The 21,848-nt window shown below is 54.1% G+C and carries 20 protein-coding genes; all 20 read left to right on the top strand.

The genetic code is table 11. From position 1 onward, the window contains the following. Positions 1-74: 74 nt before the first annotated feature. The 20 genes from WC515_01335 to WC515_01240 all read left to right on the top strand — a co-directional run bounded on the left by WC515_01335 (position 75) and on the right by WC515_01240 (position 21,805). Positions 75-1,052, top strand: a complete 978-nt coding sequence (locus tag WC515_01335) for a biotin--[acetyl-CoA-carboxylase] ligase (protein ID MFA5146014.1) — start codon at positions 75-77, stop codon at positions 1,050-1,052. Between the two features lie 90 nt (positions 1,053-1,142). Continuing rightward, positions 1,143-1,904: a type III pantothenate kinase gene (locus tag WC515_01330; protein ID MFA5146013.1), complete on the top strand. Its 762-nt coding sequence runs from the start codon at positions 1,143-1,145 to the stop codon at positions 1,902-1,904. 123 nt (positions 1,905-2,027) lie between these two features. Further along, a complete protein-coding gene (groES, locus tag WC515_01325) occupies positions 2,028-2,315 on the top strand; it encodes a co-chaperone GroES (GenBank protein MFA5146012.1) in 288 nt (95 codons plus the stop codon). Between the two features lie 27 nt (positions 2,316-2,342). Further along, positions 2,343-3,977 (top strand): chaperonin GroEL, encoded by a 1,635-nt coding sequence (gene groL / locus WC515_01320; GenBank protein MFA5146011.1) that lies wholly within the window; start codon positions 2,343-2,345, stop codon positions 3,975-3,977. 157 nt (positions 3,978-4,134) lie between these two features. Beyond that, entirely contained in the window at positions 4,135-5,298 is a 1,164-nt protein-coding gene (locus WC515_01315; protein ID MFA5146010.1) for a GuaB3 family IMP dehydrogenase-related protein, read from the top strand. Between the two features lie 128 nt (positions 5,299-5,426). After that, a complete protein-coding gene (locus WC515_01310; GenBank protein ID MFA5146009.1) occupies positions 5,427-8,876 on the top strand; it encodes a DNA polymerase III subunit alpha in 3,450 nt (1,149 codons plus the stop codon). A 64-nt stretch (positions 8,877-8,940) separates the two neighbouring features. Then, entirely contained in the window at positions 8,941-9,363 is a 423-nt protein-coding gene (locus WC515_01305) for a hypothetical protein (protein ID MFA5146008.1), read from the top strand. Between the two features lie 13 nt (positions 9,364-9,376). Then, positions 9,377-9,649 carry an HU family DNA-binding protein gene (locus tag WC515_01300; GenBank protein ID MFA5146007.1) on the top strand — a complete coding sequence of 91 codons (273 nt, stop codon included), beginning with the start codon at positions 9,377-9,379 and terminating at the stop codon, positions 9,647-9,649. A 100-nt stretch (positions 9,650-9,749) separates the two neighbouring features. Continuing rightward, complete coding sequence (gene hisS, locus WC515_01295) at positions 9,750-11,021, top strand: histidine--tRNA ligase (protein MFA5146006.1); 1,272 nt, start codon at positions 9,750-9,752, stop codon at positions 11,019-11,021. After that, complete coding sequence (gene aspS, locus WC515_01290; protein ID MFA5146005.1) at positions 11,015-12,778, top strand: aspartate--tRNA ligase; 1,764 nt, start codon at positions 11,015-11,017, stop codon at positions 12,776-12,778. The genes hisS and aspS overlap by 7 nt, the downstream gene beginning before the upstream one ends. 10 nt (positions 12,779-12,788) lie before the next feature. Next, positions 12,789-13,007, top strand: coding sequence for a hypothetical protein (locus WC515_01285; protein MFA5146004.1), 219 nt, complete (start codon positions 12,789-12,791; stop codon positions 13,005-13,007). Positions 13,008-13,020: 13 nt separating this feature from the next. Next, positions 13,021-13,968, top strand: a complete 948-nt coding sequence (locus tag WC515_01280; protein MFA5146003.1) for a PhoH family protein — start codon at positions 13,021-13,023, stop codon at positions 13,966-13,968. Then, complete coding sequence (gene ybeY, locus WC515_01275; GenBank protein ID MFA5146002.1) at positions 13,965-14,438, top strand: rRNA maturation RNase YbeY; 474 nt, start codon at positions 13,965-13,967, stop codon at positions 14,436-14,438. The genes WC515_01280 and ybeY overlap by 4 nt, the downstream gene beginning before the upstream one ends. After that, positions 14,396-15,094 carry a diacylglycerol kinase gene (locus WC515_01270; protein MFA5146001.1) on the top strand — a complete coding sequence of 233 codons (699 nt, stop codon included), beginning with the start codon at positions 14,396-14,398 and terminating at the stop codon, positions 15,092-15,094. Before ybeY ends, WC515_01270 begins: the two co-directional genes overlap by 43 nt. Positions 15,095-15,134: 40 nt before the next feature. Next, positions 15,135-15,908 (top strand): DNA repair protein RecO, encoded by a 774-nt coding sequence (gene recO, locus WC515_01265; GenBank protein MFA5146000.1) that lies wholly within the window; start codon positions 15,135-15,137, stop codon positions 15,906-15,908. Next, positions 15,905-16,240 (top strand): hypothetical protein, encoded by a 336-nt coding sequence (locus tag WC515_01260; GenBank protein MFA5145999.1) that lies wholly within the window; start codon positions 15,905-15,907, stop codon positions 16,238-16,240. The genes recO and WC515_01260 overlap by 4 nt, the downstream gene beginning before the upstream one ends. A gap of 40 nt (positions 16,241-16,280) precedes the next feature. Next, the gene (locus WC515_01255; GenBank protein MFA5145998.1) at positions 16,281-17,591 is read left to right on the top strand and encodes a glycine--tRNA ligase; all 1,311 of its coding nucleotides are present in this window, start codon (positions 16,281-16,283) and stop codon (positions 17,589-17,591) included. Between the two features lie 20 nt (positions 17,592-17,611). Continuing rightward, the gene (gene ppdK / locus WC515_01250; GenBank protein ID MFA5145997.1) at positions 17,612-20,362 is read left to right on the top strand and encodes a pyruvate, phosphate dikinase; all 2,751 of its coding nucleotides are present in this window, start codon (positions 17,612-17,614) and stop codon (positions 20,360-20,362) included. A 76-nt stretch (positions 20,363-20,438) separates the two neighbouring features. Further along, positions 20,439-21,281, top strand: a complete 843-nt coding sequence (locus WC515_01245; protein ID MFA5145996.1) for an RNA polymerase sigma factor RpoD/SigA — start codon at positions 20,439-20,441, stop codon at positions 21,279-21,281. Next, the gene (locus tag WC515_01240) at positions 21,278-21,805 is read left to right on the top strand and encodes an adenine phosphoribosyltransferase (GenBank protein MFA5145995.1); all 528 of its coding nucleotides are present in this window, start codon (positions 21,278-21,280) and stop codon (positions 21,803-21,805) included. Before WC515_01245 ends, WC515_01240 begins: the two co-directional genes overlap by 4 nt. The last annotated feature ends 43 nt before the right edge of the window (positions 21,806-21,848 follow it).

Here is a 21,848-nt window from a genome sequence, read left to right as displayed (position 1 = left end):
GCTTTCAGCTGTCAGCTATCAGCAAAAAAGCTGACAGCTGCTGAAAGCTGAAGACTGATAGCTGAAAGCTGAACATGATCGATGAGACGATACTGAAGATATTGAGGACCAGGCGCGAAGGATATGTGTCGGGGGAAGAGATCTGCAAGCTTGCGGATGTCTCAAGGGCGGCCATCTGGAAGCATATAGAGAAGCTGAGGGAGGAGGGGTATGAGATCGAGGCATCGCCTCACCTCGGCTATCGTCTCGTACATGCGCCGGACCGGCTCATACCTTCCGAGATACAGTGGAATATGAAGACGAGGACGCTGGGCAGGGATATAATATCGTACAAGAAACTTGATTCGACGAACGATGCCGCATACGAAATGGCGGAAAATAACTGCCGCGACGGCCTCGTGGTAATAGCCGAAGAACAGATGAAAGGGAAGGGGAGGCACGGCCGGCACTGGACATCGCCTCCGAAGGGGGGTATATACCTGTCATGCGTATTGAGGCCCGATATGCCGCCGGAAGGCATACCCAGGATAACGCTCCTGGCGGCCGTCTCATTAGCGACCTCTATTCGTAAAGTATCCGGGCTGGAGGCGTCTATAAAATGGCCGAACGATATCCTCATTCACAATAAGAAGGTGTGCGGTATACTTACAGAGATGAAGGCGGAACAGGATAATATAAGCTTTGTAGTGGTGGGCATAGGGGTCAATGTAAATACCGCGGCAAAGGCCCTGCCCAGAGGCGCGTCCTCGATACGCGAGGAGATGCGCGCCGCAGGCCGTGACGTTGCCGTATCCCGGGTTGAGCTTACGCGTAATATGCTGGAGACGCTCGATTCCCACTATTATTTGTTGCGCACGAAAGGTTTTGGCCCTATTATAGAGGAATGGAAGGCCCTATCTTCGATGCTGGGTTCCAGGATAAGGGTGGTATTGCATAACAGGACATTTGACGGGACGGCGCACGACCTGGATAGCGATGGGTCGCTGGTGGTGCGTCTCGATTCCGGAATCCTTGAGAAGGTTTCGTCAGGGGATGTGGAGATGGTGAGATAAAAGTCACCACGTCACCATGTCACAAGGTCACACGTAAAAGCATTCACTGGTGACGTGGTGTCTTGGTGACCTGGTGACCACTAGGAGTTTATGCGAGTTGTTCTAACGATCGACATCGGCAACACCAATATCACTGCGGGCATCTTCAGGAACGGACATATCGCCGGGAAGATAAAGCTGCCCACGGCTGACCGTCTCAATTATGCCGGAGGCATAGGAAGGCTTATCAAGAGGGCCGGGTTGGACATGGAAGACGTCGGGGAGATAGTCATATCGAGCGTCGTCCCGAGCGCGCTTTCGCTCGTCCTGGGCCGGTTGCGCAGGGTCGCGAGGTGCAGGATATCGGTTACAGGAAAGGATGTGACGGTCCCGGTAAAAAATCTATACAGGAATAGGGGCGAGGTCGGCCAGGACCGCCTTGTGAACGCATACGCCGCCGGGGAACTTTACGGAGCGCCGGCAGTCGTGATAGATTTCGGCACCGCCATAACGTTCGACATCGTTTCAAGGAGCGGCGCTTATCTTGGAGGGCTTATACTCCCCGGGATAGATATGGGGCTATCATCGCTTTATGAGAGGACGGCGCTTCTGCCCAGGGTCGAGTTGAAGAGGGCCGTCTCTATCGTAGGGAAGGATACGAAGTCGAGCATGCGCGGGGGGATACTATTCGGTTACGGCGCTATGTGCGACGGCCTTGTATCGAGTTACCGCAGAAAGCTCGGCAGGGATACGAAAGTCATCGCTACCGGCGGCAACGCAAAACTGATCAGGCGCTACACAAAGTCCATCCGGGTCGTCGACGACGACCTCACCCTCAAGGGCCTTTACCTCATCGCCACGCGCCACCCGTAAAAATTTTTCTCAATTTTTTCTTGACAATTTTCCACGATTTCGTATAATACGTCTTGTTAGCACTCATTGGGATTGAGTGCTAATTGAAAGAGAAAACCCGAAAAATCGAAGGGAGGTATGGGTATGAAGATCCAGCCATTGGCGGACAGGATCATAGTAGAGGTCCTGGAAGCTAAAGAGGTGACGAAGGGGGGCATAGTGCTTCCCGACACGGCGAAAGAGAAGCCGCAGGAAGCGAAGGTGGTAGCGGTGGGCAAAGGCAAGGTCTCCGATGAAGGAAAGACGATCCCGCCGGAAGTCAAGGTCGGTGACAAGATATTATTCGGAAAATACAGCGGGGCCGAGATCACGGTAGACGGTACCGAGTATCTCATTTTGAAGGAAGAGGATATCCTGGGGATAGTGAAGTAAAGCAAAATTTATAGGAGGCTGAAAGATATGGCAAAGCAACTATTGTACAGCGAGGAGGCGAGAAGGGCCATCCTCAAGGGCGTTGAGCAGCTCGCCGCCGCAGTAAAGGTGACGCTGGGCCCTAAGGGAAGGAACGTCGTCCTCGACAAGAAGTTCGGCGCGCCGACCATCACCAAAGACGGTGTGACGGTGGCAAAGGAGATAGAGTTGAAAGACCCGTATGAGAATATGGGCGCGGAGCTCGTTAAGGAAGTGGCATCAAAGACGTCCGATAACGCCGGCGACGGCACCACAACCGCTACGATCCTCGCGGAGGCGATCTTCAAAGAGGGTATGAAGAACGTGACCGCCGGGGCCAACCCGATGGCCCTGAAGCGCGGTATAGAGAAGGCTGTGGAGAGGGTCATCGAAGAGCTGAAGAAGCTTTCGAAGCCGATCAACTCCAAGGACAAGAAAGAGGTCTCCCAGGTCGCGTCGATCGCGGCGAATAATGACCACGAGATAGGCGACCTTATCGCGGACGCGATGACGAAAGTCGGAAAAGACGGCGTCATCACGGTGGAAGAGGGCAAGGCCTCCAAGACGGAGCTTGAGCTGGTGGAGGGCATGGAATTCGACCAGGGATATCTCTCGCCGTATTTCGTGACCGATGCCGAGAAGATGGAATGCTCGCTCGAAGACCCGTTCATACTCATACACGAAAAGAAGATATCGAGCATGAAGGATATACTGCCGCTTCTTGAGAAGGTGGCAAGGGCAGGGAAGCCGCTCATGATCATATCGGAAGAGACCGAAGGCGAGGTCCTGGCGACCCTGGTCGTAAACAAGATCAGGGGCACCCTCTCATGCGCCGCGGTAAAAGCGCCGGGATACGGCGACAGGCGCAAGGCGATGCTCGAAGATATAGCCATCCTTACGGGCGGCAAGGCGATCACGGAAGACCTGGGTATAAAGCTTGAGAACGTGAAGGTGGAAGACCTGGGGCGCGCAAAGAGGGTAAGGATAGACAAGGACAATACCACTATAGTGGAAGGCGCCGGCAAGACCTCGGATATACAGGCGAGGATAGGCCAGATAAAGAAGCAGATCGAAGGCACCGATTCCGACTACGACAAAGAGAAACTGCAGGAAAGGCTGGCGAAGCTCGCCGGCGGCGTGGCGGTGATCAACGTAGGCGCGGCGACCGAGACCGAGATGAAAGAGAAGAAGGCACGCGTCGAGGACGCCCTGCACGCCACGAGAGCGGCGGTAGAGGAAGGGATAGTACCCGGCGGCGGTGTGGCGCTGCTGCGCTGCGTAGATTCGCTCGATAAACTGAAACTCTCGGGTGACGAGCAGATAGGGATAGAGATAGTGAAGAGGGCGCTCGAGGCGCCGATCAGGACCATAGCGAATAACGCGGGTCTTGAAGGTTCCGTAGTCGTCCAGAAGGTCAAAGATATGAAGACGAACGAAGGGTATGACGCCGACAACGATAAATACGGCGACATGATCCAGGCCGGCGTGATAGATCCTAAGAAAGTCACGCGGACCGCGCTTCAGAACGCGGCCAGCATAGCGGCCCTGATGATCACCACCGAGACGATAGTTACGGACATACCCGAAGAGGAGAAGGCCCCCGCGATGCCGGGCGGCATGCCTCCCGGGGGCGGGATGTATTAAGAGAGTCGGGAGTTAGGAGTTTGGAGTAAAAGATGAACTGGGACTTCGGAGATACCGGAGTCCCAGTTTGTTTTCAATTGACAAATATACGGTAATTATATATTATATGTGAACAATCTTTTTCACGATATGCAATACTAAAACATGGAGACCCACAATGGCTCAATTTTATATCGGCGTAGACCGCAAGGTCAGGAGATGCTACGGGTTTGACGAGATCGCGCTCGTCCCGGGAGAGGTGACCATAAATCCGGAAGAGGTCGATACCTCGTGGGAGGTGGACGGTAAGAAGTATAAAGTGCCTATACTGGCCGCCGCCATGGACGGGGTAGTAGACGTCAAATTCGCCATCGCCATGGGAAAGCTCGGCGGGCTGGCGGTGCTCAACCTGGAGGGCATACAGACACGTTACGAAAATGCGGGTGAAGTCCTTGACAGGATAGCGAGCGCGACGCCGGATGAGGCGACGAAGCTGGTGCAGGATATATACAAGGAGCCGATAAAAGAGTATCTCATCTCAAAGCGGATAGAAGAGATAAAGAAGGCAAAGGTCCCGGCGATAGTGAGCGCCATACCGCAGCGCGCGGAGAGGTTCGGCGAGATAGCGGAGGAGGCAGGCGTAGATATATTCATAGTGCAATCTACGGTCACGACCGTGAAACACCTGTCGAAGGCGTACAGGGCTCTCGATTTCTACAAGTTCTGTAAAAAGATGAAAGTGCCGGTCATTATAGGTAACTGCGTAACGTATGAAGTTGCCCTTGCCCTTATGGATACCGGCGCGAGCGGCCTCCTGGTCGGCATAGGTCCGGGGGCGGCATGCACCACGCGGGGTGTCCTCGGTATAGGGGTCCCGCAGGTCACGGCAACGGTAGATTGCGCGGCGGCGAGGAATACTTATTATAAGAAGACAAAACGGTATGTCCCTATCATCACCGACGGCGGGATGTCGATAGGCGGCGAGATATGCAAGGCGTTCGCCTGCGGCGCCGACGCCGTTATGGTAGGTTCGGCGTTCGCCAGGTCCAAAGAGGCCCCGGGAAGGGGATTCCACTGGGGGATGGCCACTCCGCATGCGAACCTTCCGAGAGGGACGCGCATAAGGGTAGGCGTCACCGGGAGCCTGGAGGAGATCCTGTACGGCCCGGCAAAGGTCGACGACGGTTCACAGAACCTTATGGGCGCGCTCCAGACATCTATGGGAAATCTCGGCGCACGCAACATGAAAGAGATGCACAGGACTGAGATAATAATAGCGCCGTCGATCCAGACCGAGGGCAAGGTCTTCCAGGTCGCCCAGCGGGTAGGGATGGGAAAATAATAATAGGTCACCAGGTCACCAAGACACCACGTCACCAGTGTATGCTTTTACGTGTGACCTTGTGACGTGGTGACGTTGTGACCCGATATCTGTGACTTGTGATTTCTCTCGTTTTTGAGCTTATATAAATGACACACTCCGACTTTGTCCATCTCCACGTCCATACTCAGTATAGCCTCCTTGACGGCGCCTGCCTCCTTGAGCGCCTGATCCAGAAGATAAAAGATTGCCGGATGCCCGCATGCGCCGTTACCGACCACGGCAACATGTTCGGGGCGATCGAGTTCTATGACCTGGCGATCAAACACGGCATAAAGCCGATCATAGGGAGCGAGGTCTACATAGCGCCGGATTCCAGGTTCGAGAAGTCGAGCCACGGGATCCAGGAGGCGTCTTTCCACCTGGTGCTCCTGGCAAAGAACGAGACCGGCTACAGGAACCTGATGAAACTCGTCTCGGCCGGATTTCTCGAGGGGTTCTATTACAGGCCGCGTATCGACAAAGAGATACTTGCGAAACACAAGGACGGTCTGATATGCCTCTCCGCCTGTTTAAAAGGCGAGATACCGCACCTCATATCCACGAACCAGCTTCCTCAGGCGAAGAAGGTCATAGACGAGTATAAGAGCATCTTCGGTAAAGAGAACTTCTACCTTGAGATACAGGATAACCTCATCCCGGAACAGGGGACGGTGAACGAAGAGCTCATAAAGCTTTCCAAAGATATGGGGCTGGGGCTTGTCGCCACCAACGATATCCATTACCTCGAAAAGGAGCACGCGAAGAGCCACGAGGTGCTCCTCTGCATACAGACGCAGACGACGATGGAAGACCCTAACAGGATGCGCCTCCAGACAGAGGAGTTCTATTTCAAATCGAAAGAAGAGATGGCCCGCTCATTCGGCTCTATCGCCCCGGAGGCCCTGAAGAACACCATCGCCATCGCGGAGAAGTGTAACCTGGAGCTCGACTTTAAGACGGCCCACCTCCCTCATTACCATTCCCCCGAGGGGAAGACCAATGAGGGATACCTGCACGAACTCGTATATGACGGCCTGAAGACGAGATACGGCGAAACCCCGGACAAGACGGTCATGGAACGCGTACGGCATGAACTGGAGATCATAGAGAACTCCGGCTATACGAGCTACTTCCTGATCGCCTGGGACTTCGTCCACCACGCGAAGGAGATAGGCATACCCGTGGGCCCCGGGCGGGGCAGCGCCGCGGGGAGCGTCGTGAGCTATTCGCTCGGGATCACCGACATAGACCCCCTGAAGTATGACCTCCTCTTCGAGAGGTTCCTGAACCCGGAGAGGGTGAGCCTACCCGATATAGATATCGACTTCTGTTATGAGCGGCGGGGCGAGGTCATAGATTACGTCGTCAAAAAATACTCCAAAGATAACGTCGCGCAGATCATCACCTTCGGGACTATGCTGGCGAAGGCGGTAATAAGGGATGTGGGCCGGGCATACGGCATGGCCTACGGCGACGTAGACAAGATAGCGAAGCTCGTGCCCAACGATCTCAATATGACGCTCCACCATGCCCTCGAGCAGGAACCCGAGCTGATGACGCTTTACAGGTCCGACCCGAACATCACCCGCCTGATAGACACATCGCTCACCCTCGAAGGCCTGACGCGTCATGCCTCGACCCATGCCGCCGGGGTCGTCATAAGCGAAAAACCGCTGGTCAACTACGCCCCGTTATATAAGGTGCAGGACCAGCAGATCACCACCGGTTACCCGATGACGTCGCTGGAGAAGATCGGGCTCCTGAAGATGGACTTCCTGGGCCTGAGGACTCTCACGGTAGTAAGCGAAACGGTGAAGATAGTGAAGCGCACGAAAGGCTCGGACGTTGTCATAGAGAAGATACCGCTTGACGACAGGAAGACATATAAACTCCTGGCCAATGCGGAATCGAGCGGTATCTTCCAGCTTGAGAGTTCCGGGATGAGGGACCTCCTGAAGAAGCTGAAGCCGGAGCGGTTCGAGGATATCGTCTCTCTCCTGGCCTTATTCAGGCCGGGCCCCATAGGCTCGGGCATGCTGGACGACTTCATGAAACGTAAACACGGCGAGGTCAAGATAAGATATGACCACGAACTGCTCGAGCCGATACTGAAGGAGACCTACGGGATCATCGTCTTCCAGGAACAGGTCATGCGGATCGCCTCGACGCTCGCCGGTTTCTCGCTGGCCCAGGCCGATAACCTGCGCCGCGCGATGGCGAAGAAGACGCCCGAGGTCATGGCCCAGGTGCGCCAGCACTTCGTAGACGGGTGCCTCAACAATGATATCGACCGCAAGACGGCCGATCGTATCTTTAACCAGATAGAGTATTTCGCGGGATACGGCTTCAATAAATCCCATTCCGCCGCCTACGCCATGATAAGCTACCGCACGGCTTACCTTAAGGCCAACTATCCGGTCGAATTCATGACAGCCCTTCTCACAAGCGAAAAAGATAACCTCGACAAGATAGCGGCCTATATCAACGAGGCGGTCAGGATGGGGATAAAGATCCTGCCGCCCGATATAAACGAGAGCTTTGCCAACTTTACCGTCATCGGCGAATCGATACGGTTCGGGCTCGTGGCGGTGAAGAATGTCGGCCAGGGGGCGATAGATTCGATAATCACCATGCGCCAGAAAGACGGGCGCTTCAAATCGATATACGACTTCACCGAAAGGGTCGACCCGCGTCTTGTCAACAGGAAGGTGATAGAGAGTCTAATAAAATGCGGGGCCATGGATTCGCTCGGTCTCTTCAGGTCGCAGCTCGCCGCGATCATAGACAAGGCGCTGGAGGCGGCGGGCAATATCCATAAAGACAAGATGAACGGGCAGCTCTCCTTTTTTGATAAGTTCCAGGATGAGGAGAATTTCAAAAAGACCTTTCAGGACATCCCGAACATACAGGAGTGGCCCGAGAACCAGCTCCTGGCATATGAGAAGGAGCTCCTGGGATTTTACATCACAAAACATCCGCTCGCGCGGTTCGAAAAACTGCTCAACACATACTCCACGTGCGAGATCACCTCTCTCGAGACGCAGAGGGACGGCGATGAGATCCTGCTGGGCGGTATAATAAGCAAGGTCAAGTTCACCGTTACGAGGAAGACGAACGAGAAGATGGCGATCGTAACGCTTGAGGACCTGAGCGGTACCGTAGAGGTCCTCGTCTTCCCCAGCACTTTCGCAAAATGGGGGAACCTTGTAAAGCAGGACGGTATGGTCTTCATGAAAGGCCGCCTGAATATGAGGGAAGAGGAGCCGAAGTTGATCGCCAGCGAGATATCGACGCTGGAGTCGGTGAAGGCGAAGTACACCAAGGCGCTTCTCATAGAGCTCGTTACGGCCGGCCTGGAGAAGCATTCGCTCGATAACCTTAAGAAGGTGCTATCCAGGTATCCCGGGGTCATACCCGTTTACCTGTCATTCAGGAAGCCTGACGGGAAGAAGACGCTCCTCTCGGTAGGGAAGATGCTGACCGTCGAGCCGCACGAAGGGCTCGTCAAGGACATAGAGAAGATATTCGGGCGGGATGTCGTGAGCTTCAGGACGTAGTGAGTTAACACCTTGACAAGCTAGCATAAGAATGCTACCATAACTCATTGCAAAACAGAATGTTATGATAGATAAAAAGACAGAGGCCGATATAAAATCGGTGAAGAGCTTCCTGGAGCTGTGGGCCAAACTGCACTCCATATATGATGGCACCATATCCAAAGGGACGATCACTAAAGACGACGAATACAAATTCCTTGATACAAAGCGCATCCTCAGGGATAAGTATGCGACGATGAAGAATGGCCTGGAGTTCAAGTACATGCCGCACGGGCGGTTGACCGACCCTGTGAATGAGATACTGGCGCTTGAGAATATCCTCTTCATGTCGGAAAAACACCTGAAGAAGGTCGAAGAGGACTGGCGGGATTCATATATATTCCTGAATAACATACTGGAACGGCTCAAAGATAAGAAACGGCGTATCGAAGAATTCAATCCTGTGGGCGCATTTTTCAAACGGATATTTGCGGGAAGATCAACGTGAAAGGGGAGGGAGAATGACCAAGAAAGAGATAGTATTGAAGATATCGGAAGAGACGGACCTGAAACAGATAGATGTAAAGAAGGTCGTCCAGAAGACGCTTGACCATATCACCAATTCGCTCGCAAAGGGCGAGACGGTGGAGTTGAGGAACTTCGGGGTCTTCAAGGTGAAGACGAGGAAGCCGCGGATCGGTCGTAACCCGAAGACCGGCCAGGAAGTGCCCATACCGGAGCGGAAGGTCGTCACGTTCAAGGCGGGGATGGTGATGAAGAAGAAGGCGAAGTGAGTGGCGGGGTATGGGGTATTAGCTGAGAAATAGGGAGTTGGGGTATAGGGTATTAGCTAAGAGATAGAGAGTTAGGGTATAGGGGATAGGGGATAGAAAGATGAAATACAAGACGATAAGGGGTACGAGGGATATACTGCCGGATGAATCGTCCGGATGGCAGCGGATAGAAGATATCTCTCGCAATATATTTAAAAAATGCGGATACAGAGAGATACGTACACCGGTGATGGAAGAGACGGCCCTTTTCATCAAGAGCGTTGGGGAGGATACTGATATAGTCAATAAGGAGATGTTCTCATTTGAAGACCGTGGCGGGAGGAATATCTCGTTGAGGCCGGAAGGAACGGCCCCGATAGTGAGAGCATACCTGGAAAATAATCTTTATAAAACCGATCCATTTCAAAAATTGTATTATATAGGCCCCATGTTCAGGGCGGAACGTCCGCAAGCGGGTCGTATGAGACAGTTCTATCAGATAGGATTAGAGGCCATAGGATCAACCAGCCCTGCCGTAGATGCGGAAGTCATAAAAATTGCCATGAGGATATTGGAAGATTCCGACATAAAAGGTTGTCAGCTGAAAATAAATAATCTGGGTTGTAGTAAAGATAAGGAAGAACTGAAAAAGATTTTGAAGAAAACCTTTTCGGATAAAGGGACAGCAGAGATCTTGTGCGAAGATTGCAAACGGCGGCTGAAGACCAATCCTTTAAGAGTGCTCGATTGTAAAAACGAAAATTGCAGGGCGATCGTAAAAGGAAGCTTTAAAAAAGCGGAATTCTTGTGCGGCGACTGCAAGGACCATTTTAATAAGGTGCTCGGGTTTTTGGATTCGTTAAAAATACCTTATGATGTGGATAATCATATTGTAAGAGGATTGGACTACTACACCAGGACCGTGTTCGAGATAACTCAAAGAGATCTCGGTGCGCAGGATGCGATAGGCGCAGGTGGGAGATATGATAATCTTATAAGCGATATGGGAGGACCTGCCCTGGGTGCGTGTGGTTTTGCGCTTGGTCTGGACAGGATGATCCTGGCATGGGGGCGTAAAACAGGCGGCGACTTAAAGAAACATGGAGCGGATGTTTTTGTGGCCACCATCGGAGAGTCCCCTTATTCAAAAGCATTTGTTATAGCGAACGTATTGAGAGACGCCGGCATATCATGCGAGATGGATTATGAGGGCAAGTCTTTAAAATCTCAAATGAGAACAGCGGACGCGCTGGGAGTGAGGTTCGTCCTTATCATCGGGGATGATGAGTTGAGGCAGAATAAGGTATTGATCAAAGATATGGCAAAAAAAGATGATCAGGTGCCCGTTGATACAGATCATATCATAGAAGAAGTGAGGAAGCGGATATGTTAAGGACGCACACGTGCGGGGAGCTGACCGAGAAGGAGATAGGGAAGAGGGCGACGTTATGCGGATGGGTGTGGTCGCGCCGTGACCACGGAAACCTCATATTCATAGACCTGAGGGACGGGTTCGGCGTGACGCAGGTCGTCTTCGATACGAAGTCGGATACGGACATACATAAGAGAGGCGAATCCCTGCGCTCCGAATTTGTGGTGAAGGTCGAAGGCATAGTGGAAGAGCGCCCTAAGGGCACCGAGAACGAGAAACTCCCCACGGGAAAAGTGGAACTCCGCGCCGCCTCCGTAGAGATATTCAATAAGGCCCTCACCCCGCCGTTCGAGATAGCCGATGACAGCGCGATAGCGGAGGAGATCCGCCTGAAGTACAGATACCTCGACATAAGGCGTCCCATGATGCAGAAGAGTTTACGCCTCAGGCACAAGGTCTGCAAGCTGGCGCGCGACTATTTTGATGAGCGCAGGTTCGTGGAGGTCGAGACGCCTGTACTGACCAAATCGACGCCGGAAGGCGCGCGCGATTATCTGGTCCCTTCGCGCCTCAACCCGGGCATGTTTTACGCGCTCCCTCAATCGCCCCAGCTCTTCAAGCAGATACTGATGGTCTCGTCGCTGGACAGGTACTTCCAGATAGCGAAATGCTTCAGGGACGAGGACCTGCGTGCCGACAGACAGCCGGAGTTCACCCAGTTCGACATAGAGATGTCATTCGTCACGGAAGAGGATATATTTGATATATCCGAAGGGCTCATGAAGAAGTTATTCAGGGAGACGATAGGCGTGGACCTGAAGACACCCTTCCCGCGGCTCAAATACGGCGAAGCGATGTCGAGGTACGGGTGCGACAAGCCGGATACGCGGTTCGGCATGGAGCTGAAAGAGATAACCGGCATAGTGAAGGATTGCCAGTTCAAGATATTCAAAGATGTGGTCGCCAAAAAGGGGAAGGTCATAGCGCTCGCCGCACCCGGGTGCGGGCAGTATTCGCGCGGCCAGGTCGATGAGCTCATAGAATTCGTGAAAGGATACGGCGCGAAGGGGCTGGCCAATTTCAGGATAGAGGGCGGTAAGCCCGTATCCCAGATAGATAAATTCTTCTCTGCCGCAGAGCTGGGCTCGATAAAGGATGCGCTCGGTGCCGGAGAGGGTGACATGATATTCATAGTGGCGGACGGCGAAAAGGTCGCGTACGATTCTATGGCGGCGCTCCGGAAACTTATGGGCAAACGGCTCAACCTGATAGACGAAAAGAGGTTCGATTTTCTCTGGGTGACCGATTTCCCGCTGTTCAAATACAACGCCGAAGAGAAGAGGTGGGAGTCGGAACACCATCCGTTCACATCGGTACACCGGGATGACATCGCCCTTCTGGACAGTAAGGACGGCCTCGACAGGGTGAGGTCCCGGTCTTATGACCTCGTCATAAACGGCACCGAGATAGGGTCGGGCAGCATCAGGATACACGACACGGCCCTGCAGGAGAAGATATTCGGGATAATCGGTTTCAAAAAAGAGGATGCACAGGCGCGTTTCGGGTTTCTCCTTGAAGCGTTCAAGTACGGCGCGCCCCCTCACGGCGGCGTAGCATTCGGCCTGGACCGACTCCTTACGCTATTCCTGGGCTGCGATTCGATCAGGGATGTGATCGCCTTTCCCAAGACGCAGAAGGCGTTCTGCCCGATGACGAGCGCCCCTTCGCCGGTCGATGAGAAACAGTTGAACGAATTGGGTATCCGTATAAAGAAGTAAAGGAGGTTTTATGCGAGTTGTATGCGTGGCGTTCCTCGGGCTCTCTCTTCTCATCATAACAACAGGCTGCGAGCGCGTAAGCGCGCCTTATAAGATGAAGATGGACAGGGTAGACCAGAATATGGCCGCCGGCAACAGGGGATATCTCAAGGGCACGCCTCCGCCCGCGCCTGACAGGGGAGACCTGAAGCGCGAATTTATAGCTTTGGATGTAGACCTCATAAATTAGGAACGGCTTTATCATGGAACGGTCTATCAAACTTAATAATATGCAGGAAGCCAAGACGCTATTCGGCACCCACGACGAGAACCTGAAGGTAGTAGAGAACGAATTCGGGATCAGCATAGCGACGAGGGGCGAGACCCTTAACCTGGAGGGGGGATCGTCACCCGTAGAACAGGCATCGCGCCTCTTCGAGGAGCTTCTCCTTACGATACGGAGCGGCGGCCTGGTGAAGAAACACGAGCTCCTGTATGCCATACATGCCATAAAAGAAGACGAAACACGCGATATCCACTCGATCTACCTCGACAGGATAGAGGTCTCCTCCAAAAGGCAGTACATAACCCCGAAATCGAAAGGGCAAAAAGAGTATGTCGATGCGATAAGGCATAACGATATCGTATTCTGCATAGGGCCCGCCGGCACAGGGAAGACGTATCTGGCGATGGCGATGGCCGTGAACGCCCTGAAGAAACAGCTCGTGAGCCGTATCATACTTACGCGTCCGGCGGTCGAGGCGGGCGAAAGTTTAGGATACCTGCCCGGCGATCTCTCCGCCAAGGTTACGCCTTACCTGAGGCCGCTTTACGACGCCCTTTACGATATGATGGAGGTGGAGAGGATCAAGGATTCTATAGAGCGCGGCATAATAGAGGTGGTGCCGCTTGCGTACATGAGAGGGAGGACTTTGAACGATTCGTTCATAATCATGGACGAGGCGCAGAATTCCACGCCCGAGCAGATGAAGATGTTCCTGACGCGTCTCGGTTTTGACTCGAAGACCGTCATAACCGGGGATATAACCCAGAGCGACCTGCCCAGCCACAAGGTATCCGGGTTGAGCCAGGTCCGCACCGTCCTTAAAGGAATAGAAGGCATCTCATTCGTCTATCTTAAGGGCGAGGATGTCGTCAGGCACGAGCTCGTCCAGGATATCATCAAGGCATACGAGAACGTAAAGGCATGACACCTCCGCATATCACCGTAATAAATGCTAACGGCTCTTTCGGCCTTAACAGGCGTTTTATCAGGCGGCTGGTGATCAGGATACTGGAGATATTAAAAGAACCCCCGGAGACGGAGTTCGAGGTCGTATTCTTGAGCGACGGGGCGATGCGCGTTTTTAACAGGAAGTATAAAGGCGCGGACAGGGCCACCGACGTGCTGAGTTTCAGGCTGCCAAAAGACGGGATGGGCACGGACGCGTTCTTCGGCGAGATATTCATCTCATCCGACACGGCGTCAAGGAACGCCGTACGTTTCGGGACCGGTTTTGCCGAGGAGCTCGTCCTTTACGTTATACACGGCATACTCCACTTCCTCGGTTATGAGGACGGTACCCCGGGGGAGCGGGCCCGGATGTCCCGTAAAGAGAAGAAGGTCTTAAGATATCTATGCAAGAACGAAAATTTATCGAGAGTTTTAACGACGCGATAGAAGGTTTCATCTACGTCATGAGGACGCAGAGGAACATGCGCATACATTTCCTCTCGGCCGTCCTCATTATCCTCCTCGGCATATACCTCAGCTTCAGCATGGGCGAGATACTCATCCTGTGTCTTACGATAACATTCGTCCTGTCGGCAGAGATGATAAATACATGCGTAGAGCTTGTCGTGGATATGATCAAGAGCGAATTCCATCCCATCGCCCGCATCATCAAAGACGTGAGCGCCGGGGCGGTCCTGCTCACATCGATCAATGCGGCGATAGTCGGGTACTCGCTCTTTTCCAAAAGGGTGCCTTTCAGGATAGAGGATGCGATGGTGCGGATAAAACAGTCCCCGTGGCATATTACGTTCATAGCGCTGATCCTCGTATTCGGCACATCGATAATGGGAAAGATAATATTCCACAGGGGCACGCCTTTGCGCGGCGGGATGCCTTCCGGCCATTCGGCGATCGCCTTCTCCATATGGACCATAATAACCTTTTTGACAAATAACTCGATCGTCATAGTCCTGGCGTTCTTCATGGCGTTCCTCATAGCCAGGCACAGGATAAAGGACGCGGTGCACACGTTTTCGGAGGTCTTCGCGGGCGCGGTCATAGGCATCCTCTTAACTACTTTTGTGTTCCAGATATTAAGATAGCTATCAGCCAAAAAAAGCTGACAGCTGTTGAAAGCTGATAATGGCCATCCAGAAGACCGAAGCGATCCTATTAAGCCGCCAGGACCTGCGCGAGACGAGCCTCATCCTCACCTTCTACACAAAAGATTTCGGGAAGATCAAAGGGATAGTGCGCGGCGTACGCGGGCCTCACGCGCAATACGGCGGCGGGAGTTTGGAGATATTTGCGCTCGACGAGCTTGTCTTCTATGAGCGCAAGAAGAGCGACCTGTATACCATATCGCAATGCGACCTCGTGGAGTTCTTCAGCCCTATCCGCGAATCCCTGGAACGGCTGGCGTATGCGGCGTATATGGCGGAGCTTCTCGACTCGGTCACGTCCCTCTCCGATCCGCACAGGGACGTCTTCGACATATTACTGAACAGCCTGCGGCTCCTGGCCGGAGAAGCGAGCCCGAAGCGCGTCACGAGGATATTCGAGATAAAGCTCCTGAGCCTTCTGGGGCTTATGCCTACGCTGGATCTGTGCGCCAACTGTTCGGATAAGGCCGGGGACGGGGCGCGGTTCAGCTTCCGTAACGGCGGCCTGATATGCAAAAAATGTCTCGGCTCGGATAAGGATGCGGCAGAGGTCCTCCAGGGCACGGTAAAGTTCATAGAGCATATACAGGGTTTGCCGTTCGATAAGGTGGACAGGATCAAGGTCTCTTCACAGGTCGGAGAGGAGCTGGAAAAGATACTGCGGAAGTTCCTGGATTATCATATAGAGAGGCGGCTCAAGACGGTCAAGTTCCTCGATACCATAGATAAGGGCGTAAAGGAGACGGCGCGATGAATAAGGTGATGCTCTTTGTTTTAACCGGCTTGATCCATGCCGCACTCATTGCCGGTCCCGCGTACTCAGCCGAAAAGACGGAGAGCGACGTAAGGATACCTGCCGGCATGGAGGTGGAGAAGGCGGGGGATGTGAATATAGTGGTACCTAAAGGAGGCCAGCTGCGCCGGGAAGAGGGGCGCATCTATCTGGAGAGCACCGATGAATACGCATCCCGGGAATTCGATACGGTCGCGGCCCGGCTGGACAGGATCGAAGCGGAGCAAAAGGCGCTCGGCGGAGAGATCGTCCTGCTGAAAGAGGCCCTCGACAAAAAAGAGGACAAAAAGTGATTGATTTAACAGTACCTTTGTGTTAGGATAGCGGAAACTTATGAATAAAGCACCGGACTTAATGGAGAAGATAGGTTCCCTTTGCAAGAGGCGGGGGTTCCTGTTCCAATCCAGTGAAATATACGGCGGGTTAGGGAGCGTTTGGGACTACGGCCCGCTCGGCGCCGAGCTGAAGCGCAATCTTAAAGAGGCATGGTGGCGCTCGAACGTATACCGGAGGGGCGATGTCGAAGGGTTGGACGCGGCCATACTCATGCACCCTTCGGTCTGGATGGCTTCGGGCCACGTCACGAGTTTTGAGGATACGCTCGTCGACTGCAAAGGGTGTAAAAAGCGTTTTAAGATAGAACATGTCACCGGCAAGAAATGCCCGGAGTGCGGCGGCGAGCTCACCGAGGCGCGGCAGTTCAACCTTATGCTCAAGACCCACCTGGGGCCGATAGAGGACGGGGGCAGCCTGTCATATCTGAGGCCCGAAACCGCGCAGGGAATATTCGTGAACTTCCAGAACGTCATCACTTCCATGAGACGCAAGATACCTTTCGGGATAGCGCAGATAGGCAAGTCGTTCAGGAACGAAGTTACTACCGGGAACCTTACGTTCCGTTCCCGGGAGTTCGAACAGATGGAGATAGAATTTTTCGTGAAGCCGGGCACGGACGAGGAGTGGTACGGGAAGTGGGTGGCCGAGCGTTTCAACTGGTACGTCTCCCTGGGCATAAGAGAAGAGAACCTGAGGAAGCGGCAGCATGAAAAGGATGAGCTTGCCCACTACGCCAAGGCATGCACGGATATAGAGTATAAGTTCCCGTTCGGCTGGTCCGAGCTCGAAGGGATAGCCAACAGGACCGACTTCGACCTCAAACAGCACATGCGCCTCTCCGGCAAGGACCTCCAGTATTTCGATGAAGAGACGAAGGATAAGTTCACCCCCTATGTGATAGAGCCCTCGGGCGGGATCGACAGGTCAGTCCTCGCGTTCCTGGCCGATTCGTATTCCGAAGAAGAGGTCAAGGGCGAGAAACGGGTTAGCCTGAAGCTCCACAAAAGTTTAGCCCCGATAAAGGCCGCGGTCTTGCCGCTTCTGCGCAACAGGCCGGAGATAGTGAAACTCGCGCACGATATAACCGACGGTCTGAAACAGGATATCAAGGCGGTGTATGACGATACCGCCTCGATAGGACGGCTTTATAGGAGACAGGACGAGGTCGGGACGCCGTACTGCGTCACCGTAGATGTGGATAGCCTTGAGGATAAGAAGGTCACGATCCGCGACCGCGATTCGATGAAGCAGGACCGCGTGAGCGTCGAGAAGGTCAAAGGATACCTGGCGGATAAATTAAAGTCGTAACTGAAAGGAGCGTAGTACAGATGGGTGGTAAAAAAGTGAAGTACGTATATTTCTTCGGCGGCGGCAAGGCCGACGGCAACGAATCGATGAAGAACCTGTTGGGGGGCAAGGGGGCCAACCTGGCCGAGATGGCGGGGCATCCGAAACTGCGCCTTCCCGTACCTCCGGGTTTCACCATCACGACAGAGGTCTGCACTTATTATTACAGGAACAGGAAGTCATATCCCAAAGAGCTGAAGTCCCAGGTGGACGCCGCCATGGCCGGTGTCGAGAAGATCATGGGAAAGAAGTTCGGCGACCGGAATAACCCGCTTTTGGTCTCGGTCCGTTCCGGGGCACGCCGCTCGATGCCCGGCATGATGGAGACGGTTTTGAACGTCGGGCTCACCGAGAGCACGATACCCGGGCTCATCAAGGCGACGGGGAACGAGAGGTTCGTCTACGACGCTTACAGGCGGCTCATCATGATGTATTCCGACGTCGTTATGGAGAAGGCCGCCGGGATCGAACCCAAAGACGGTAAGGGCATACGCAAGATACTGGATGAGAAGCTTGGACAGGTGAAGAAGGCGAGAGGCTACAGGTCCGATACCGAGCTTACGGCAGGGGAGCTGAAGAAGCTCGTCGCCGATTTTAAGAAGACGATCAAGGACGTCCTCGGCAGGCCTTTCCCGGACGATGCCCAGGAGCAGTTGTGGGGCGGCGTGGGCGCGGTCTTCGCAAGCTGGAACGGGAAGCGCGCCTTTGAGTACAGGCGTATCGAGAAGATACCGGATGAGTGGGGTACGGCAGTGACCGTGCAGACGATGGTATTCGGGAATATGGGAGACGATTCGGCCACGGGTGTGGCATTCAGCCGTAACCCGGGCAACGGTGAGGCGCAGTTCTACGGTGAATATCTCGTGAACGCGCAGGGTGAGGACGTGGTCGCCGGCATACGTACGCCCGGCCCCATCAATGAATATTCCAAAAACGACCAGAGCAAGTCCCTCCCGACGCTTGAAAAGATCATGCCTAAATTATACAGGGAGCTTGACTCTATCCGCACGCGCCTGGAAGAGCATTACCGCGACATGCAGGATATAGAGTTCACCATCGAAAAGGGGAAGCTCTACATGCTCCAGTGCCGTGTGGGCAAGAGGAACGGAGTTGCCGCGGTGCGCATGGCGGTGGATATGCATAAAGAGAAGCTTATCGACGGGGCGACCGCTATCATGCGGGTCGGGCCGAACCAGCTGGTCGAGCTGCTTCTGCCCATGCTCGATCCGAAGGCGGAGTTGAGCGCCGGCGCGATAGCCAAAGGGCTGCCGGCGGGTCCGGGGGGCGCGGTGGGACGCGTTGTATTTACGTCCGAGGATGCAGTGGAGTGGGCCTCGCGCGGGGAGAAGGTCATACTCGTGCGGGAAGAGACGTCCCCCGAAGATGTCGACGGTATGCATAAGGCGCAGGCCATCCTCACCCTGAAGGGCGGTATGACTTCGCACGCGGCGCTCGTTGCCCGCGGCTGGGGCAGGTGCTGTATAGTGGGATGTTCGGACCTGGAGATCGCCCAGGACGGCAGATCTTTTGAGACGAAGAAAGGCGAGGTCGTCAAAGAGGGTGACTGGTTATCCCTGAACGGCACCAAGGGGCTGGTATATAAAGGAAAGCTGGCCCTGGTAGATATAGACCTCGATAACAATAAGGCATATACGGAGCTGATGAAGCTTGTGGATAAGTTCAGGGTGCTGAAAGTCCGCACCAATGCCGATACCCCGAAAGACGCGGCCCAGGCGGTAAAATTCGGCGCCGAGGGTATAGGCCTCTTCAGGACCGAGCATATGTTCTACGGCGAAGGGAGCGATAAGCCGCTCTTCCTGCTCCGCAAGATGATCATGTCAAATACGGAAGAGGAACGGCGCAAGGCGCTCGGAGAGCTCTTCCCGTTCGTCAAGAACGACGTGAAGGCGACGATAGAGGCGATGAAGGGGTATCCGGTCACGATCCGGCTCCTCGACCCGCCTCTGCACGAATTCGTCCCTCTCGATGAAAACAGGTTAAAGGCGCTCGCGGAAGAACTCGGCATCGATATGGGCGAGCTGAACAGGCGCGCGGATGACCTCCATGAGAATAATCCCATGTTAGGCCATCGCGGCGTCCGCCTCGGCATCACATATCCGGAGATAGCCGAGATGCAGGTGCGCGCCATACTGGAGGCGACAGCAGAGCTCATAAAGGCCGGCAAGAAGGCGTACCCGGAGATCATGATACCGGTGACATGCACGCCCCAGGAGCTCGTCCACCAGAAGGCGATCGTCGACAGGGTGCATAAGGAGGTAATGGCAAAGTTCGGGCTTAAAACCCTTCCTTTCATGTACGGCACTATGATAGAGATACCGCGCGCGGCGCTCCAGGCCGCAAAGATGGCGGAAGTGGCCGAGTTCTTCTCCTACGGCACAAACGACCTGACCCAGATGACGTTCGGGTTCAGCCGCGACGATATCGGCAGTTTCCTCCCCGACTACCTCGATGCCAAGATACTGCCCGCCGACCCGTTCCAGACGATCGATACGGAAGGTGTGGGCGAGCTTATAAAGATAGGCATAGACCGCGGCCGGTCGGTCCGGAAGGACCTTAAGGTGGGTATCTGCGGCGAACACGGCGGCGACCCTGACAGCGTTAAATTCTGCCACAGGGTAGGGATGAATTACGTGAGTTGCTCCCCGTTCCGTGTGCCGATAGCGCGCCTTGCGGCGGCGCAGGCGGCGGTGGAAGGGAAGGGGAAGAAGTAGAATAAGTTAGGAGTTATGAGTTGGGAGTTAGGGGTTTTGCTCCCAACTCCTAACCCCAAACTCCAAACTAAATACTATGGATGCTATAAGACTGTATCTCAAAGACATCAAGAAGCTCCCGCTCCTCACGCCCGAGGAGGAGATAGACCTCGCCAATCGCATAAAGAAAGGCGATAAGGCGGCGCGCGCGAAGATGATCCAATCGAACCTCCGCCTCGTCATCAACATCGCCAAGAAGTATTCGAACCTCGGCGTCTCGATGCTCGACCTGATAGAAGAGGGCAACCTCGGTCTGATGAAGGCCGTCGAGAAGTTCAACCCCAAGAAAGGTTACAGGTTCTCCACTTACGCGGCATGGTGGATACGCCAGTACATATCCAGGGCGATCGCAAACCAGGGGAAGACCGTCAGGATGCCGGTTTACATAATCGAACTTCTGATGAGGTTCAAAAAGGCGACGGACCAGCTGACGGTGACTTTCAAGCGCAAGCCCAAGGTGAGTGAGATAGCGAAAAAGATGCGGCTCCCGATGAAGCGCGCCAGGCAGTTGAGCAAGATGGCGACCGGGATATCGAGCCTCAACACGCCCATAGGGGAGGACAGCTCAACGGAGTTCCTCGATCTCATAGAGGACGAGAGCATCGTCTCCGCCGTGGACGGCCTGTCCAACTTTCTTATGCAGGAGAGGATCAAGGACCTGCTAGATAAGATGTCGAAGAGAGAGAAACGGATACTGGTATTGAGGTTCGGGCTTAAGGACGGTGTGCCTAAGACCCTGAGGGATACCGCAAAATATTTTGGTATCACGCGTGAGAGGGTCCGCCAGATAGAGAACGCAGCGATGAAGAAGATGCGGGAAGTGATAATGCAGCAGGAAAAGGAGATCACCGCAAGAAGAGAGGAGGCCGCAAAGAGATGATAACGGAACTGAAATCCTACATAAGGGATGTGCCCGGTTTTCCTAAAGAGGGGATCATATTCAAGGATATCACGCCGCTCCTGAAAGACGGCAGGACCTTCAGGGAATCCGTGGATATGATAGCCGATCAGTTCAAGGGAAAGTCGATCGATGCGGTATTGAGCGTGGAGGCCAGGGGGTTCATATTCGGCGCCGCCCTCGCTTATAAGCTCGGCGTAGGCATCATACCGGTGAGGAAGAAGGGGAAGCTGCCGTTCAAGACGAACAGCGTGACTTACGACCTCGAGTACGGCAAAGATACGCTTGAGATCCACCAGGATGCGTTCAAAAAAGGCGCGAATCTCCTTATAGTGGATGATCTCTTGGCCACGGGCGGGACGACCCATGCCGTGGTAGAGATGATAGAGAATATGGGAGGCAAGATAGTCGGCCTAGCTTTCGTGGTCGAGCTCCTCCCCCTGAAAGGGCGCGAGAAGCTCAAGGGTTATCCCGTCGTTTCTCTGATCAAAGACGAATATTGCTGATATCCCCTGAAAACCGATAGATCAAAAAAATCCATTCCGGCAG

The sequence above is a fragment of the Candidatus Omnitrophota bacterium genome (assembly GCA_041650805.1).
Taxonomy (GTDB): Bacteria; Omnitrophota; Gorgyraeia; order 2-01-FULL-45-10; family 2-01-FULL-45-10; genus JBAZKM01.
Note: the sequence above shows the minus strand (reverse complement) of the source record. Positions and strands in the feature narration are given on the sequence as shown.

What these genes read in the sequence shown, in the direction of transcription:
- WC515_01330 (MFA5146013.1), top strand. Translation starts at nt 1,143, where the DNA reads ATGCGAGTTGTTCTAACGATCGACATCGGCAACACCAATATCACTGCG.
- WC515_01255 (MFA5145998.1), top strand. Translation starts at nt 16,281, where the DNA reads ATGAATAAAGCACCGGACTTAATGGAGAAGATAGGTTCCCTTTGCAAG.
- WC515_01315 (MFA5146010.1), top strand. Translation starts at nt 4,135, where the DNA reads ATGGCTCAATTTTATATCGGCGTAGACCGCAAGGTCAGGAGATGCTAC.
- recO (MFA5146000.1), top strand. Translation starts at nt 15,135, where the DNA reads ATGGCCATCCAGAAGACCGAAGCGATCCTATTAAGCCGCCAGGACCTG.
- WC515_01260 (MFA5145999.1), top strand. Translation starts at nt 15,905, where the DNA reads ATGAATAAGGTGATGCTCTTTGTTTTAACCGGCTTGATCCATGCCGCA.
- WC515_01280 (MFA5146003.1), top strand. Translation starts at nt 13,021, where the DNA reads ATGGAACGGTCTATCAAACTTAATAATATGCAGGAAGCCAAGACGCTA.
- WC515_01305 (MFA5146008.1), top strand. Translation starts at nt 8,941, where the DNA reads ATGATAGATAAAAAGACAGAGGCCGATATAAAATCGGTGAAGAGCTTC.
- WC515_01245 (MFA5145996.1), top strand. Translation starts at nt 20,439, where the DNA reads ATGGATGCTATAAGACTGTATCTCAAAGACATCAAGAAGCTCCCGCTC.
- aspS (MFA5146005.1), top strand. Translation starts at nt 11,015, where the DNA reads ATGTTAAGGACGCACACGTGCGGGGAGCTGACCGAGAAGGAGATAGGG.
- WC515_01240 (MFA5145995.1), top strand. Translation starts at nt 21,278, where the DNA reads ATGATAACGGAACTGAAATCCTACATAAGGGATGTGCCCGGTTTTCCT.
- groL (MFA5146011.1), top strand. Translation starts at nt 2,343, where the DNA reads ATGGCAAAGCAACTATTGTACAGCGAGGAGGCGAGAAGGGCCATCCTC.
- groES (MFA5146012.1), top strand. Translation starts at nt 2,028, where the DNA reads ATGAAGATCCAGCCATTGGCGGACAGGATCATAGTAGAGGTCCTGGAA.
- WC515_01335 (MFA5146014.1), top strand. Translation starts at nt 75, where the DNA reads ATGATCGATGAGACGATACTGAAGATATTGAGGACCAGGCGCGAAGGA.
- hisS (MFA5146006.1), top strand. Translation starts at nt 9,750, where the DNA reads ATGAAATACAAGACGATAAGGGGTACGAGGGATATACTGCCGGATGAA.
- WC515_01310 (MFA5146009.1), top strand. Translation starts at nt 5,427, where the DNA reads ATGACACACTCCGACTTTGTCCATCTCCACGTCCATACTCAGTATAGC.
- ybeY (MFA5146002.1), top strand. Translation starts at nt 13,965, where the DNA reads ATGACACCTCCGCATATCACCGTAATAAATGCTAACGGCTCTTTCGGC.
- ppdK (MFA5145997.1), top strand. Translation starts at nt 17,612, where the DNA reads ATGGGTGGTAAAAAAGTGAAGTACGTATATTTCTTCGGCGGCGGCAAG.
- WC515_01300 (MFA5146007.1), top strand. Translation starts at nt 9,377, where the DNA reads ATGACCAAGAAAGAGATAGTATTGAAGATATCGGAAGAGACGGACCTG.
- WC515_01285 (MFA5146004.1), top strand. Translation starts at nt 12,789, where the DNA reads ATGCGAGTTGTATGCGTGGCGTTCCTCGGGCTCTCTCTTCTCATCATA.
- WC515_01270 (MFA5146001.1), top strand. Translation starts at nt 14,396, where the DNA reads ATGCAAGAACGAAAATTTATCGAGAGTTTTAACGACGCGATAGAAGGT.